The 14,018-nt window shown below is 68.3% G+C and carries 18 protein-coding genes; 8 read left to right on the top strand and 10 right to left on the bottom strand.

The features are described 5' to 3' along the window. Nucleotides 1-66: 66 nt before the first annotated feature. On the bottom strand, nucleotides 67-1,275 hold the full coding sequence (locus tag ACWGCN_RS27160; protein ID WP_452458186.1) for an MFS transporter: 1,209 nt from the start codon (nucleotides 1,273-1,275) through the stop codon (nucleotides 67-69). A gap of 98 nt (nucleotides 1,276-1,373) precedes the next feature. Here ACWGCN_RS27160 and ACWGCN_RS27155 point away from each other — a divergent pair, with 98 nt between their 5' ends. The 5 genes from ACWGCN_RS27155 (at nucleotide 1,374) to ACWGCN_RS27135 (ending at nucleotide 4,244) form a co-directional block, all read left to right on the top strand. Further along, the gene (locus ACWGCN_RS27155) at nucleotides 1,374-1,706 is read left to right on the top strand and encodes an ArsR/SmtB family transcription factor (RefSeq protein ID WP_378995750.1); all 333 of its coding nucleotides are present in this window, start codon (nucleotides 1,374-1,376) and stop codon (nucleotides 1,704-1,706) included. Nucleotides 1,707-1,751: 45 nt separating this feature from the next. Next, a complete protein-coding gene (locus ACWGCN_RS27150; protein WP_452458187.1) occupies nucleotides 1,752-2,288 on the top strand; it encodes a hypothetical protein in 537 nt (178 codons plus the stop codon). Nucleotides 2,289-2,380: 92 nt separating this feature from the next. Further along, a complete protein-coding gene (locus ACWGCN_RS27145) occupies nucleotides 2,381-3,559 on the top strand; it encodes a winged helix DNA-binding domain-containing protein (protein ID WP_452458188.1) in 1,179 nt (392 codons plus the stop codon). A gap of 107 nt (nucleotides 3,560-3,666) precedes the next feature. Further along, nucleotides 3,667-3,924: a helix-turn-helix domain-containing protein gene (locus tag ACWGCN_RS27140; RefSeq protein WP_452458189.1), complete on the top strand. Its 258-nt coding sequence runs from the start codon at nucleotides 3,667-3,669 to the stop codon at nucleotides 3,922-3,924. Beyond that, nucleotides 3,921-4,244: a hypothetical protein gene (locus ACWGCN_RS27135; protein WP_452458190.1), complete on the top strand. Its 324-nt coding sequence runs from the start codon at nucleotides 3,921-3,923 to the stop codon at nucleotides 4,242-4,244. Before ACWGCN_RS27140 ends, ACWGCN_RS27135 begins: the two co-directional genes overlap by 4 nt. Before the next feature lie 294 nt (nucleotides 4,245-4,538). Here ACWGCN_RS27135 and nadC read toward each other — a convergent pair whose 3' ends face one another. The 3 genes from nadC to nadA all read right to left on the bottom strand — a co-directional run bounded on the left by nadC (nucleotide 4,539) and on the right by nadA (nucleotide 8,227). Further along, nucleotides 4,539-5,399 (bottom strand): carboxylating nicotinate-nucleotide diphosphorylase, encoded by an 861-nt coding sequence (gene nadC / locus ACWGCN_RS27130; RefSeq protein ID WP_378995760.1) that lies wholly within the window; start codon nucleotides 5,397-5,399, stop codon nucleotides 4,539-4,541. A 145-nt stretch (nucleotides 5,400-5,544) separates the two neighbouring features. Continuing rightward, complete coding sequence (locus ACWGCN_RS27125) at nucleotides 5,545-7,158, bottom strand: L-aspartate oxidase (RefSeq protein WP_452458191.1); 1,614 nt, start codon at nucleotides 7,156-7,158, stop codon at nucleotides 5,545-5,547. Between the two features lie 31 nt (nucleotides 7,159-7,189). Next, nucleotides 7,190-8,227, bottom strand: a complete 1,038-nt coding sequence (gene nadA / locus ACWGCN_RS27120) for a quinolinate synthase NadA (protein WP_378661043.1) — start codon at nucleotides 8,225-8,227, stop codon at nucleotides 7,190-7,192. A 78-nt stretch (nucleotides 8,228-8,305) separates the two neighbouring features. Between nadA and ACWGCN_RS27115 the strand changes: the two genes are divergently transcribed. Genes ACWGCN_RS27115 through ACWGCN_RS27105 form a run of 3 tightly spaced genes read left to right on the top strand, consistent with a single transcriptional unit; the run spans nucleotide 8,306 to nucleotide 9,980 of the window. Then, the gene (locus tag ACWGCN_RS27115) at nucleotides 8,306-9,022 is read left to right on the top strand and encodes an NUDIX hydrolase (RefSeq protein WP_378995765.1); all 717 of its coding nucleotides are present in this window, start codon (nucleotides 8,306-8,308) and stop codon (nucleotides 9,020-9,022) included. A gap of 20 nt (nucleotides 9,023-9,042) precedes the next feature. Beyond that, nucleotides 9,043-9,429 carry a hypothetical protein gene (locus tag ACWGCN_RS27110; protein WP_452458192.1) on the top strand — a complete coding sequence of 129 codons (387 nt, stop codon included), beginning with the start codon at nucleotides 9,043-9,045 and terminating at the stop codon, nucleotides 9,427-9,429. A 56-nt stretch (nucleotides 9,430-9,485) separates the two neighbouring features. Continuing rightward, a complete protein-coding gene (locus ACWGCN_RS27105; protein WP_387448939.1) occupies nucleotides 9,486-9,980 on the top strand; it encodes a nitroreductase/quinone reductase family protein in 495 nt (164 codons plus the stop codon). 11 nt (nucleotides 9,981-9,991) lie between these two features. Here ACWGCN_RS27105 and ACWGCN_RS27100 read toward each other — a convergent pair whose 3' ends face one another. The 6 genes from ACWGCN_RS27100 to bioB all read right to left on the bottom strand — a co-directional run bounded on the left by ACWGCN_RS27100 (nucleotide 9,992) and on the right by bioB (nucleotide 14,018). Beyond that, the gene (locus ACWGCN_RS27100; RefSeq protein ID WP_358072375.1) at nucleotides 9,992-10,159 is read right to left on the bottom strand and encodes a hypothetical protein; all 168 of its coding nucleotides are present in this window, start codon (nucleotides 10,157-10,159) and stop codon (nucleotides 9,992-9,994) included. A 96-nt stretch (nucleotides 10,160-10,255) separates the two neighbouring features. Further along, nucleotides 10,256-11,395, bottom strand: a complete 1,140-nt coding sequence (locus tag ACWGCN_RS27095; protein ID WP_452458193.1) for an AI-2E family transporter — start codon at nucleotides 11,393-11,395, stop codon at nucleotides 10,256-10,258. A 61-nt stretch (nucleotides 11,396-11,456) separates the two neighbouring features. Next, nucleotides 11,457-11,990: a DUF1353 domain-containing protein gene (locus ACWGCN_RS27090; RefSeq protein WP_378995773.1), complete on the bottom strand. Its 534-nt coding sequence runs from the start codon at nucleotides 11,988-11,990 to the stop codon at nucleotides 11,457-11,459. Between the two features lie 70 nt (nucleotides 11,991-12,060). Continuing rightward, on the bottom strand, nucleotides 12,061-12,711 hold the full coding sequence (locus ACWGCN_RS27085; RefSeq protein ID WP_452458194.1) for a DUF2567 domain-containing protein: 651 nt from the start codon (nucleotides 12,709-12,711) through the stop codon (nucleotides 12,061-12,063). Then, the gene (gene bsaP / locus ACWGCN_RS27080) at nucleotides 12,711-12,920 is read right to left on the bottom strand and encodes a biotin synthase auxiliary protein BsaP (protein ID WP_378637366.1); all 210 of its coding nucleotides are present in this window, start codon (nucleotides 12,918-12,920) and stop codon (nucleotides 12,711-12,713) included. The genes ACWGCN_RS27085 and bsaP overlap by 1 nt, the downstream gene beginning before the upstream one ends. Before the next feature lie 84 nt (nucleotides 12,921-13,004). Beyond that, nucleotides 13,005-14,018 (bottom strand): biotin synthase BioB, encoded by a 1,014-nt coding sequence (bioB, locus tag ACWGCN_RS27075; protein ID WP_378637307.1) that lies wholly within the window; start codon nucleotides 14,016-14,018, stop codon nucleotides 13,005-13,007.

Genomic DNA, 14,018 nt, shown 5'->3' with positions numbered 1-14,018 from the left:
TTCACGGCCGGTGACGAAATCGACAACCGGGCAGTCTGTACAAAATGGACACTACGCGGGTGGCGCTCACCGCTGTGTGGTCCCACGATCCACTTCCGCACCTCGGCGCAGCGCGAAGGTGGCGCCCGCTGCGGCGGCGGCCGCGACAACGATCGCGAATACCGTGGTGGCCGTGGCCAACCCCGCCGCATCGCCGAGAAAACCGGTCGCCAGCGGCAACACCGCGGCGGGGAGATAACCGCCCACGTTCTGCGCGGCGTTGGCCTCGGCCAACCGATCCGGCGGCACTGCCGATCCGATCGCGGTCAAACCGCCGAGTTGCCCGAGCCCCTGCCCCATCCCGGCCAGCACCGCGGCGATACCGAACACCGGCACCGCCGCCGTCGCGACCGCGCCGATCAGCGCGACCGCACTCCCCACCGTCGCCACCGAGCTGGCGAGCAGGATCACGCGAATACTCCTGCGCCGCACCGTGAACTGGATCCCCGTCGCGGCCAGGAACATCACGAAGGCGAGCGCACCCGCCACGACCCGATTCGCCGATCCGAGCATCCCGAGAACCGACGGGCCCAGCGACAGGATGAAGGACGTGGCCGTGATGCCGGGGGCGAAGGCGACAATCCCGAGCAGCACCGCCGTCCTGCCCCGCGCCGGTACCGCGGGCACTCGGATCCACGGACCGCGCCCGCCCACACCGCTCGGCAGATCCAGCCGCGACACCACGACGAAAGCCACTGCCAGTAGCGCGATTTCGACCACGAACACGGTCACGGTCGCACCGGGCGCGGCCTCCGACAAGACCCCGGCCAGCAGCGGACCGAGACCGGCACCCAGCACCATGGCCACCGAAGCCGCCAACGCGCCTTTCGCCGAGCGCTCTCGGCCCGCGATATCGGTCACCGCCGCCATTCCCGCCGAGACCGCACAGCCCACCGCGACGCCGGTGAGCAATCGCGCCAGCGCGAGCACGAGAACCGAACCGGCGCAGGCGAACAGCACGCAGGCCACCATCGCCAGCACGATCGCGGGTAGCAGCACCGGCTTACGCCCCACCCGATCGGAGACCACGCCGGCGACGGTCAGCGCCCCGAGCAATCCCGCGATGTAGCAGGCGAAGACGAGGGTGAGCGTGCCCGAGGAGAATCCCATCTCCCGCTGCCACACGACGTAGAGCGGCGTGGCGGCGTTCGAGAGCGCGAACACCGCGAGGACCGGCCACGCTGCCGCCCAGATCGCCCCATCGCGCACCCGTGGCGCCGCTGCCTGGATCGTCATGCCCACTCCTTAGTTCGACTTATCTCGTACCAGTACGACAGAAGTCGAACATACTCAGTACGATAAGATTCGTACAAGCCCCGACCTGAAGGTGTCCCATGCAGGCAACGACCGAAGCCGAACGACTTCCCGAGCCACCGCGCGCCGACCTGCGCCTCGATGTCGTCCTCGGCGCACTCAGCGATCCGCTCCGCCTCGGCATCGTGCAGAAGCTGCTCACCGAATCCCCCGACCTCGACCGCCCCTGCGGCTGGTTCGGCATCGACCGCCCCAAGTCGACCCTCACCCACCACTTCCGCGCCCTCCGCGAAGCGGGCATCACCCGTCAGCACCGCTACGGCCTCGAACGCCGCAGCCAGGTCCGGGTAGCCGACCTCGACGCCCGATTCCCCGGCCTCCTCGACCTCGTCCGCGCGTGGCGGGCCGAATAACCCGTGGTTCCAGGCCGAACCGGCGTGGATAATGTCGTGGTGGCCGTGAGGCGACGAATCGTGGTGGTGGGGACTTCGGGATCGGGCAAGAGCACGCTGGCCCGCCAGATCTCGCACCGGCTCGACATCCCGCACATCGAGCTCGACTCGATCCACCATCAGCCGAACTGGACACCGATGGCCGCGCCCGAATTCCAGGCCGCGGTCGCCGAGCGGATCGCCGGGGATGCCTGGGTGGTCGACGGCAACTACCGGGGCAAACTCGGCGATCTGGTGTGGCGACGTGCCGATACGGTGGCCTGGTTCGATCTGCCACGGTCGCTGGTCATGCGCCAGATCGTCGGCCGGACGGTGGGCCGGGCGCTGACCGGGCGCGAGCTGTGGAACAGCAACCGGGAGCGCTGGCGCGAGATGATCTCGCTCGACCCGGCACGATCGGTGATCATGTGGGCCTGGACGACCCATGCGAAGAACCGGGCGAGCTACCTTGCGGCACAGCATGATCCAGCATTCCGGTATCTCACCTTCGTCCGGCTGGGCTCCCGTCGCGAGGCCGCGGCGTTCCTCGACGGTCTCGCCTGAGCACCACCGCCGACGTAACCCGGTTGGGCTGTCACCGCCCACGGAACCGGGCTTGCCCCGCGATTGTCGGTGCCCCCGCCTACGATCCGCTCATGCTCTCGATCGATACCGCGCAGCGTCGCGCCCGAGTGGCCACCAGGCATCGCCTCGCGCCGTCGGCGCGTTCGACCGACCCCGTGGACATCGCCCGTTCGATGGTGGTTCTGCACGCCACCGATCCGGCAACGGTGTACCTGTCGGTCGGTGCTCGGGGCATCGATCTCACTCCCGCCGATGTCGAGAAGGCGCTCTACGACGACCGGGCCCTGCTTCGCATGCTGGCCATGCGCCGCACGATGTTCGTCGCGCCGACCGAGTTGCTCCCGGTTCTGCAGGCATCCACCTGCGATGCGCTGGCCCACAAGCAACGCCGCACCTACGGCCGCTTCATCGAGCAGGCGGGCGTCGTCGACGGTGACATCTCGACGTGGCTGGCCGAGGTCGAAGCCGAGACGCACGCGGCGCTGCTGACCCGTGGCGCGGCGACCGGTGTCCAGCTGAGCAAAGATGTGCCACGGCTGCGCACCCAGATCGACACCGCCCCCGGAAAGTCCTATTCCAAACCGACGAGCATCACCACCTGGGTACTGGTGGTGCTCGGCGCGGAGGGCCGGATAGTGCGCGGCCGCCCGAACGGCAGCTGGACCAGCAGCCAGTACACCTGGGCCCCCGTGGAAACCTGGCTACCCCAGGGGTTTTCACCGCTGTCCGCCGCCGAGGCCCGCGTCGAACTGGTACGGCAGTGGTTGTACGCCTTCGGCCCGGCCCCGATCACCGACCTGAAATGGTGGACCGGCTGGACCCTCGGTGAAGTCCGGAAGGCCCTGGCCGAAGTCGACACAGTCGACGTAGACCTCGACGGCACCCCCGGCCTGATCCTCGCCGACGACCTCACCCCCGTCCCCACCCCCGAACCCTGGGCAGCCCTGCTCCCCGCCCTGGACCCCACCCCCATGGGCTGGCAATCCCGGGACTGGTTCCTCGGCCCCCACGCCCCTGCCCTCTTCGACACCAACGGCAATATCGGCCCCTCCATCTGGGCCGACGGCCGCATAGTAGGCGGCTGGGCCCAACGCCCCAACGGCGAAGTGGTCACCCGCCTCCTCGAAGACGTGGACCCCCGAACCCAGAAGCTGATCGACGCCGAAATAGACCGCACCACAACCTGGTTCGGCGACATCCGCGCCATCCCCCGCTTCCGGACCCCCTTACAACGCGAACTCACCGCCTAGCGGCAACAATTTCGGCAATATCCTGCCGATACGGTGCCGCCCGTGGTCAAAGTGTGGCGAAATGACGTTGATCGGCAGAATATTGCCGATCTGATCAGGACAGGCGTATGCTTCCGACCAATCGGGATAAATTCGGCAATATCCTGCCGATTGGAGGTGTGTTCATGGATGTACTGAAAGACATCGGCGGAAAGATCCGAACGGAGCGTCGCCGCCACCACCTGACTCAGGAGGAGCTTGCCGAAGTCGCGGCTACGTCCACGCGCACGATTCGCGACATCGAACACGGTCGAGGTTCGACCAGCATCGGAACGGTCACAGCAGTGGCCGGCGCACTGGGACTAACGCTGACGGTGACGCCGTGACGGATTTCGGCGCGTTGCGCAGGGTCAGCAGCGCGGACGTCTACAAGTCCGGTCGTCTCGCTGCCGCGCTCGGCAGGACCGCCGATGGTGGCACCGAATTTCGTTACGTGCCTGAATATTCTGGTGATCCCATCGCTTCGACATTGCCACTCGGCACCGAACCGATCACCGGCGGATCTGGGTCTGTCCCGCCGCCACATTTCGCCCGGCGAGTCCGTCACAATGGTCAGGTGAATGCTGAAGAGCCCGAATGGATTCGGCTGATGACCTACGAGGCCACCGAGGGCGCGCCGCGACCGATCAGCGCCCTGCGCGGTTGACTGCGCGACCGCGGAATCGACTGGATGCCCTTCTCCGCCGACGACATCCGCGTCGACCTCATGCGAGCCCGGCATGCCGATGGCCGCGTCGGTTGCGCGGTCGGTATCGCCATCCGTAGCGCGGCCCTGCGCCCCCCCTGGGCCTGCATCCCGACCAACCGGACGCGCAGCCGACACACCCGTCACCACCGGCTTGGTGGCATGCGGCTGCCGACCGCAGCCCCTGGGCACAGACCTGAGCTGTCGACCGACCACGAGAGCCGGTCCGCAGGTCTACGTCGCTTCGAGATGACCTCACATATCCAGGCCGAGATCGAGTACGCGGACCGAGTGGGTGAGGGCGCCGATGGCGAGGTAGTCGACGCCGGTGCCCGCGTATTCGGCGGCTTGGTCGAGTGAAAGTCCGCCGGAGGACTCGAGTTTCGTCGCGGGGGCCGCGGCATCGCGGCGCTGGACGGCGGCCTGGGTCTGCCAGAGGGGGAAGTTGTCCAGCAGGACGAGTTCGACGTTTTCGGCGAGGACAGCGTCGAGTTGTTCGAGGCTGTCGACCTCCACCTCGCACGCGATGTCGGGTGCCAGTGCGCGGACCGCGCGCAGGGCGTTGACGACCGAACCGGCGGCCACCACGTGGTTGTCCTTGATGAGGGCGGCATCGCCCAGCCCCATGCGGTGGTTGACGCCGCCGCCGACGCGGACCGCGTACTTCTGCAGAGCGCGCAGGCCGGGCAGCGTCTTGCGGCTGTCGCGGATCTCGCATCCGGTGCCGTCGACGGCGTCGACCCAGGCGGCGGTGGCGGTGGCGATGCCCGACAGGTGGCACACCAGGTTGAGCATGGTTCGTTCGGCGGTGAGCAGGCCGCGGGTGGGGGCGACGATGCTCAGCACCGAGGTGCCGGGCTCCACCCGGGTGCCGTCGGCGACCCGCGCGGTGATCTCGTAGGTGCCCGCGCCGAGGACCTCGTCGAGCACGAGCAGCCCGACGTCCAGGCCCGCGACGGTGCCGTGCTGGCGCGAGACGACCGAGGCTTTGCTCACCGCGTCTTCGGCAACGGTGGCGATCGTGGTGACGTCGGGCCCGTAGCGCAGGTCCTCGTCGAGGGCGTTGCCGATCAGCGTCAGCAGCTCGTCACGGTCCAGAGTGGCGTCCAAAGCCATCACCGCACTCCTAATTCTCGGGCGCACAGTGCGCCTCGGTCGAAGCGGCGGAGCAGGTCACCACTCCACCGATATTGCTTGTCCGACTGTGATTTCCAGCTGCGACCCGCCCGATCCGAGTGAACTCGGCCGGGAACGTCGCTGGTCAACGCACGCCGAGGGGCACCGAACCGCATTCCGCGGGCACGGTGGACAGTTCGAGCGTGCCCTCCGGCCGGAGCCGAATCACCGTGCTGTGCCGCTGATCCTCGACCGCGCCCGGCGACTCCGCACGCGTGTGGCACCCTCGGCTCTCGGTACGCGCCGCCGCCGCACCGAGCAGCGCACGCGCGGTCAAGGTGAGCGCCGCGTCCTCGATCCGGCGCAGTTGCTGTGCCGCTGCCGGTGAATCAGCAGAAGCCGAGTCGAGCGACGACACTGCCGACATCGCACCGTCGATCCGCCTGCGTGCCCGCGCGAGTCCGTCGCCGTCACGCACGACGGAGGCATGCGCGGTCATCGCCTGCTGCACCACCGATCGGTCGGCGAATTCCACTGTCCACGAGGAGATCTCCTCGACCCGAGCGCGAACCCCGACCCGCTCGGCCGCCGCCGCACCGGCCCGCTCACCCACCACGAGCCCTTCGAGCAAGCTGTTGGAGGCCAACCGGTTGGCACCGTGCAGCCCGGTCCTGGCGACCTCGCCCGCCGCGTAGAGCCCGGCGACACCGGTCCGCCCGTGCGTGTCGGTGAGAACACCACCGCACTGGTAGTGCGCGGCAGGCGCGACCGGAATCAGTTGCGCCGCAGGGTCGATCCCCGCCGCCAGGCACGAGGCGGTGATGGTCGGGAATCGCTGGGCGAACCCTTCGATGGCGCGGGCGTCGAGGAAGACATGGTCGGTTCCGAGCGCCCGCATCCGCTCGGCGATCGCCCGCGACACCACATCGCGAGGAGCCAGATCACCACGTGGATGCCCGGCTGTCACCGAGTTCCCGTGGGAGTCGACGAGTATCGCGCCTTCGCCGCGCACCGCTTCGCTGATCAGCGGTCGCCTGCCCACTCCGCCGGGCGTGTAGAGCACCGTCGGATGGAACTGCACGAATTCGAGATCGGCCACGGCGGCCCCGGCCCACAATGCCAGCGCCACACCGTCACCGGTCGCCCCCGGCGGATTCGTACTCAGCGCGTAGAGCTGCCCCAGACCGCCGGTCGCCAGCAGCACTGCGGGCGTGTGCACGACGCCGAACCCGTTGTCCGACACCGCGATCACACCCTGCACGCCCTCGGCGCCGGTCACCACGCGCAGCGCGGCGGCGCCGAACAGCACAGGCAATCCCGCCGCGTTGAGCGCGCGCTGCACCTCGGCCCCGGTCGCGTCCCCACCGGCGTGGATGATGCGGCGCGTGCTGTGCCCGCCCTCGCGGGTACGCGAGATCTGGCCGTCCCGACCGAGGTCGAACACCGCGCCGAGGTCGGTCAGCGCCGCGACCGCGGCCTGTCCACCCTCGACGATCGAACGCACCGCGTCGACCTCGCACAACCCGGCGCCGGCCTCGACCGTGTCGCGCACGTGCGAGTCGACCGAATCACCGAGCGGTGCGACGACCGCGATGCCGCCTTGCGCGTATTGGGTCGAGGTGTCGGTCGGACCGCCCTTGCTCAGGATGAGCACCCGCAGCCCACGCAACGAGGCCGTGCGCGCGGCCGTGAGCCCGGCGACGCCGCCGCCGATGACGACCAGGTCGACCTCGGCCTCCCACGAAACAGGAACCGTCATGGTCGTTACCGGCTCGGCCGCACGGTGCCGGTCACTCGCCACCGCCGGAGTTGCCGATGGCGATCATCCGCTGCACCGAGGCGCGACCGGCCTCGGCCATCGCCAGGTCGACGTGCACCTCGTCGGCGCCCTCGACCAGGCAGCGCAGCAGCGCCGCCGGGGTGATCATCTTCATGTACTTGCAGGACGCGCGATCGTTGACGGCCTGGAAGTCGATCCCGGGCGCCGCCTTGCGCAGCTGGTGCAGCATGCCGATCTCGGTCGCCACCAGCACCTGGTTGGAGTGCGACGCCTTGGCCGCGTCGATCATCCCGCCGGTCGACAGGATGTGCACCCGCTCGGCCGGGAACGCGCCCTCGCCGGCCAGATACAGCGCCGAGGTGGCGCAACCGCACTCCGGGTGCACGAACAGCTCGGCATCGGGGTGGGTGCGGGCCTGCTCGGTGAGCTCGTCGCCGTTGATACCCGCGTGCACGTGGCACTCGCCCGCCCAGATGTGCATGTTCTCGCGCTTGGTCTCCCGCTTGACGTGCGCGCCGAGGAACTGGTCCGGCAGGAACAGCACCTCACGGTCGGGGTCGATCGAGTCGACCACGTCGACGGCGTTGGAGGAGGTGCAGCAGATGTCGGTGAGTGCCTTCACCTCGGCGGTGGTGTTCACATACGACACCACCATCGCGTCGGGGTGCTCGGCTTTCCAGGCGCGTAGTTCGTCGGCGGAGATCGAGTCGGCCAGCGAGCAGCCGGCGCGCTGGTCCGGGATGAGCACGGTCTTGGCCGGGCTGAGGATCTTGGCCGTCTCCGCCATGAAGTGCACGCCGCAGAACACGATGGTGCCCTCTTCGGCCTCGGCCGCGATGCGTGACAGGGCCAGCGAGTCGCCGACGTGGTCGGCCACGTCCTGGATCTCGGGCAGCTGGTAGTTGTGCGCGAGGATGGTCGCATTACGTTCGCGCGCCAGACGGCGCACCTCCTGCGCCCATTCCGGCGTCGCTTCGACACCCGCGTAACCGGTGGGTCCGTCGAAGACCGAATCCATCAGCGTCCGCTGTGCAGTCGTCGTCGCCATGGTGGCTCCCTTCATCGTGCGAGCGGCTCCACCGCCGCGATTCGCACCAAACCAGGTTTTCGACTTACAATCGAAAACGTGCCCCATAGTAACACCATCCACGAATCGCTCACCGCGGTGTTCCAGGTTCGCCGCTTCCCGTCGAGCATTTCCGCAGGTAGAGGCGCCAAGCACCCGGAGTTGGCGGTTCTGCTGTGGGAACGCGCGCTCGATCCACAGAAAGGCACGTGGTCACTACCCGGCGGCCGCCTGCGCGACGACGAGGACCTCGACACCTCCGCCCGGCGCCAGCTCGCCGAGAAGGTCGACGTGCGCGACCTGCACCACCTCGAGCAGGTGTCGGTGTTCAGCAACCCCGACCGCGTCCCCGCCCCGCGTCGCATCGCCTCGGCCTACCTCGGCCTGGTCCCCCTCACCACCGAACCCGAACTCCCGTCCGACACCACCTGGCACCCGGTCTCGAATCTGCCCGACATGTCCTTCGACCATCGCACCGTCGTCGACCACGCCCGCACCCGCCTGGCCGCCAAACTCTCCTACACCAACATCGCCTACGCCCTGGCCCCCGACACTTTCACCATGTCGACCCTGCGCGAAATCTATTGCGCCGCACTCGGATACGACGTGGACACCACCAATCTCCAGCGAGTCCTCACCCGCCGCAAGGTGATCACCCCCACCGGCGACACCGCCCCGTCCGGCCGGGCAGGCGGCCGTCCCGCGGCGCTCTACCGCTTCACCGACTCCGGCCTGCGAGTAACCGACGAGTTCGCCGCCCTCCGTCCCCCGACCTGACCGAAGTGCACACTGCACCTATGAGCGAATTGCAGTGCGATATCCAGCCCGCCCCGCCGTTGCGGCTGACCCCGGTCTGCACCGTCTACAGCGGCATCGTGCGACTCGCCATGACGGGCCGATTCCTGCAGTCCCATCGAGCACCGGCCGACGAGTTCGGCGCGTTCGTCCCGCACGTCGCGCCCCTGCCGGGCAACGAGCCCGAACCCCAGGTGTGGGCCGAGGCGTATGTCATGAGCACCGTGTCCTCGGCTGCCGGCGGGTTTCCCGCCGGTGTCGACTACGTCCGCGCGGCCTATCTGGCCGATCCACGCGGCGGCACCGACCGATGGCTGCATCTGGGCGGAGCCGCGCACATCGGCAAAGGACTCACCCTCGGCTACCGGATCACCGTGCAGACCACGTAGCGGTGACAGCCGGTCGACGGACGGAAGTTGTCGGTGGCCGGTGCCACACTGCGAGCATGGACAACGACGCGACGGACGCGAAGCAGACCACTTCCTATGACGACCCGGATGCTCCCTGGAACAAGGAGTTCTCCGAGGAGGAGATGGCGGGCTGGAACGACGGGGTCATCACGGAGTTCCGGGAGAACCAGGGTCGGGTCGGGGGCGACTACGCGGGCGCCACCCTGCTGTTGCTGACGACGACGGGCGCCAAAAGCGGTAAGCCGCATGTGGTTCCGCTCGGCGCGCTGTATCGCGGTGACCTGATGTATGTGAGCTCGTTCATCGAGGATCGGTACCCGGCCTGGTATCACAACGCCAAGGCCGACCCACGGGTGACGATCGAACTGGGCGGCGAGAAGTTCGCGGCGACGGCCGACGTACTCACCGGCGAGCGCTACGACGAGTTCGCGGCATGGGCACTGGCGGAGAACTCCTTGCTGGCCGAATATCAGGCCAAGGTCGACAAGCCGCTACCGCTGGTGGTGCTGACCCGGACAGCATCACAGTAGCCCCGGCGGCGTCACGAATCGTGGCGGCGATCGCGATGCTTCGGCGAGCGGCGGTAAGCGCGCCCGCTGGGCACCGCGGTGGCAGCGGACGAGCTGCGCAGGGCGTGGCGGCGGCGCCAGGCGACCAGATCGGGTCGCTCGGCGGGCGGCTCAGTGGATTGCCCGGCTGCGGTCTTCATGGTCAAGGTCCTCCCCCGAAAATACGATGCTGCCAGGATAGGGAGCGGGTCCGACCGCGTTCCACTGGTTTTCGGTGAACCGATCCGCGGCGCCCGCTATTCCTTGTCCACCGCTGTCCGGGCCCCGGTCGGCTTGCCGGATTCCTTGCGCGGCGCGGGTTTCTGGTCGATCGGCGCACCGATCAGCACATCCGCCCATCGCGTTGTCGGGTCGATGTCGAACAGCAGCGCCTTCACCAGCAGCGTCAGCGGAATCGCCAGCAGCGCGCCGAGCGCCCCGATCACCCACGCCCAGAACACCAGCGACAGGAACGTGATGGTGACTCCGAGGCCCACGGCGTCACCGACGAACTTGGGCTGAATGATCGACTGGATCACGAAGTTGATCACCGAATAGACCACGATCACCCAGATCATCAGCACCGGACCGCTGTCGAGTAGGGCCAGCAGCGCGGGCGGGATGACGCCGATAACGAACCCGACGTTCGGGATGTAGTTGGTGATGAACGACAGCAGCGCCCACAGGATCGGCAGCGGTACCCCCATCAACCACAGTGCCCCACCGTCGATCACGGCCACGATGGCACCGAACACCGTGGACACGATGAGGTATTTGCGCGTTCCGGTGACGAAATAGTCCAGTGCCTGTGCGATCGCGGGCCGCTCGCGAGCCACGATCGCCAGCCGGCGGTCCATCGTCATCCCGTCGACGGCCATGAACAGCAGCAGCGCCACGACGAAGAACAGATTCGAGAAGACTCCGAGCACCCCGCCGACCAGCTCCTCGATGACACTCGCGGCCTTACCCACGTCGATGCCGCTGAGCGCCTTGTGGATCTGGTCGGAGCTCACCCCGAGATCCGACAGCCAGGCGCGCCCATGGTCGAGCAATTCGTTGAGCTTGTCGGCATATTCGGGCAGCAGCGAGGCCAGCTGCACCGCCGACAGCGCCAGTGCCCCACCGATGCCGAACAGAATCCCGACCACCGCCACCAGTGCCGCGGCCATACCGAGCCAGGCAGGCCAGCCCTTGCGGCGCGCCCAACTCTGGATCGGTTGCACCGCGATGGTCAACATGAGGGCGAGGAAGACCGGTCCGATGATGCCGGAGAAGGCCTTCAGGCCGCCGATGGTGACCACTCCCGCACCGAGCGACAGCAGCACGATCAGACCGCGCGGAATCGACCATTCGACGGGCGGGGCCGGGGGCGCGGTGTCGGTGCTCGGCTCGGACATGCGCCGAACGCTAACCACGCGAAGGCGCCGCCACCTCCCCCATTCCGGGTGAGATGCGCGATCAGGCGGTCTTCATCTGCGGTTGCGGCGGCGGCGCTGCAGTGTGGCGGGTGATCCGCCCCACTGCCCAGAACCCGAGCTCGACCACCCAGAACACCAGTAGCGCGGCGGTGACCACCAGCACCGGGATCACGAGAAAGACCACGGAAGGCACCGCGATCAGCGACCACCCGAGCACATCGACCGCACGCGCCCCACGAAGCCGGCTGCCGAGGCGGACCGCCGTCCACATCATCCAGCGTCGCGGTACCGAAACCCCGGCCTCGCGCAGGCTGCGCCGGAATATCCCGTCGGCGTCGGCGGGGCCGACTTCGCCTGTGCGGCACAGGTAGTCGTGCAGGATCGCGGCTCTGGTGTAGACACCGTAGCGCGGGATCAGCCAGACCAGCGCGCGCGGCACCGAGGCGAAGTCGGTGCGGAATCCGGTAGGCACCGTGAAGGTTTCGACCGCGGCCTGGTAGGTGAGCGGTTCGGTGAGCCGCCAGAATTTCGCGTCCAGTTCCTCGACAACCGGACCACCACCGATGAATCCCACGACCGTTCCTCTCACACGACAGCCGGTATCTACCTGCTGTTATGCGAAAATGGTATCGCTTGATGGCCGCTCAGCCGCGTGGTTGCGAACTCGGATCGAAATCGCCGCTCGGCCGATACTGTTCGGCACCGTAGGGCAGGCGGTAGTCGTCGGACTCGTCGCCGAAATCGGCCGGACGTAAGTCGCCGAGCAGCCCGGCCGCGCCGGAATGGAGATCGACGGCCGGGTGCAGCGCGGCGAGGAACAACAACACCAGGGCGGCCAGGAACGGCTGGATCAGCAGTGCGAGATCGGTCCCGACTTCCGCCGGCAGCGCGACGATCTGGCCGATCGCCGGATCGCCGGGACGCGGATGACGCACGCCCGCAACCCATTCCCCGATCCACATCATCAGCGCAGCGCCCAGCCCCGAGGCGAGCAGCATGCCGAGCACGAGCGCGGGCCCGCGCGTGGTCCGCACCCGCCACGCCCCGACCGCACTCAGCACCGCGACCACCGCGCCGAAGCACAGGAACATCGCGACCGCGTCGAACAGGTGCAGACTCTCGCCGGTGAGCACCGCGGCGCGCCCCGGCTGAGTCACCCGCAACCGCTCGGTCGGTGCGAGCAGACCCCACACCACCCCGGCCGCCGCACTCGCCACCAGCACCACGGCCATGACGATGCCGACGCCGACGATCTCGCGCCGCAACACCTCGGGGCGCTCCTCGCGGCCGAGCACTACCGGCGTTCCAACTGTGCCGATTCGATGACACCGTGCCGTGAGCACTTGGCCCACCAGCCATCCGGGCTGATCTGCACGATCATCCGGCGTCCGCACTGCTCGCAGAATCGCGGTGGTTCGAGACCGAGCGTCGCCGACGCGGGCGTGACATCGTCGATCCCGGCCACGATCCGCTTGCCGGTGAACGGGTTGTAGCGCTCGTCCAATGCGGTTACCGCCTCCGTGAAGTGTGACTCGACGGTCGCGTCATCCCTGCCGACCTGGGTCGATACTCGATCGTACACAGCGTTTTACAGGGTTTCGTTGAGCGCCTTGATCGGCATGCTCAGCTCACCGAGCAGATCGAGGTCGGACTCGGCGGGACGGCCGAGGGTGGTGAGGTAGTTGCCGACGATGACGGCGTTGATGCCGCCGAGCATGCCCTGCTTGGCGCCCAGGTCGCCGAGGGTGATCTCACGACCACCGGCGAAACGCAGGATGGTGCGCGGCATCGCGAGCCGGAACGTGGCGATCGCGCGCAGCGCGTCGGCGGCGGGCAGCACCTCCAGGTCACCGAACGGGGTGCCGGGACGCGGGTTCAGGAAGTTCAACGGAACCTCGTCGGGGTTCAGCGACGCCAGCTGCGCGGCGAACTCGGCGCGCTGCTCGATGGTCTCGCCCATGCCGAGGATGCCGCCGCAGCACACCTCCATGCCCGCTTCGCGCACCATCCGCAGGGTTTCGAAGCGCTCCTCGTAGGAGTGGGTGGTGACCACCTTGGGGAAGTGCGACTTGGCGGTCTCGAGGTTGTGGTTGTAGCGGTGCACGCCCATCGCGGCGAGCTGGTCGACCTGTTCCTGGTTGAGCATGCCCAGCGAGCACGCGACCTGGATGTCCACCTCGTTGCGGATGGCCTCCACACCGGCGGCGACCTGCGCCATCAGGCGCTCGTCGGGGCCGCGCACCGCGGCGACGATGCAGAACTCGGTGGCGCCGGTCTTCGCGGTCTGCTTGGCCGCCTCGACCAGGCTGGGAATGTCGAGCCAGGCCGCGCGCACAGGCGACTGGAACAGGCCCGACTGCGAGCAGAAGTGGCAGTCCTCGGGGCAGCCGCCGGTCTTGAGGCTGATGATGCCCTCGACCTCGACCTCGGGGCCACACCACTTCATCCGCACGTCGTGGGCGAGCTCGAGCAGCGCTTCCAGGTGTTCGTCACCCAGGCGCAGCACCTCGACGGCCTGCTGCTCGGTGAGGCCCTCGCCGCGCTCGAGCACCTGCTCACGGGCGATAGCCAGAATATCGGTCTGGACGGGTGCCTGCGTCAC

It is taken from the genome of Nocardia sp. NPDC055050, from assembly GCF_053608345.1.
Note: the sequence above shows the minus strand (reverse complement) of the source record. Positions and strands in the feature narration are given on the sequence as shown.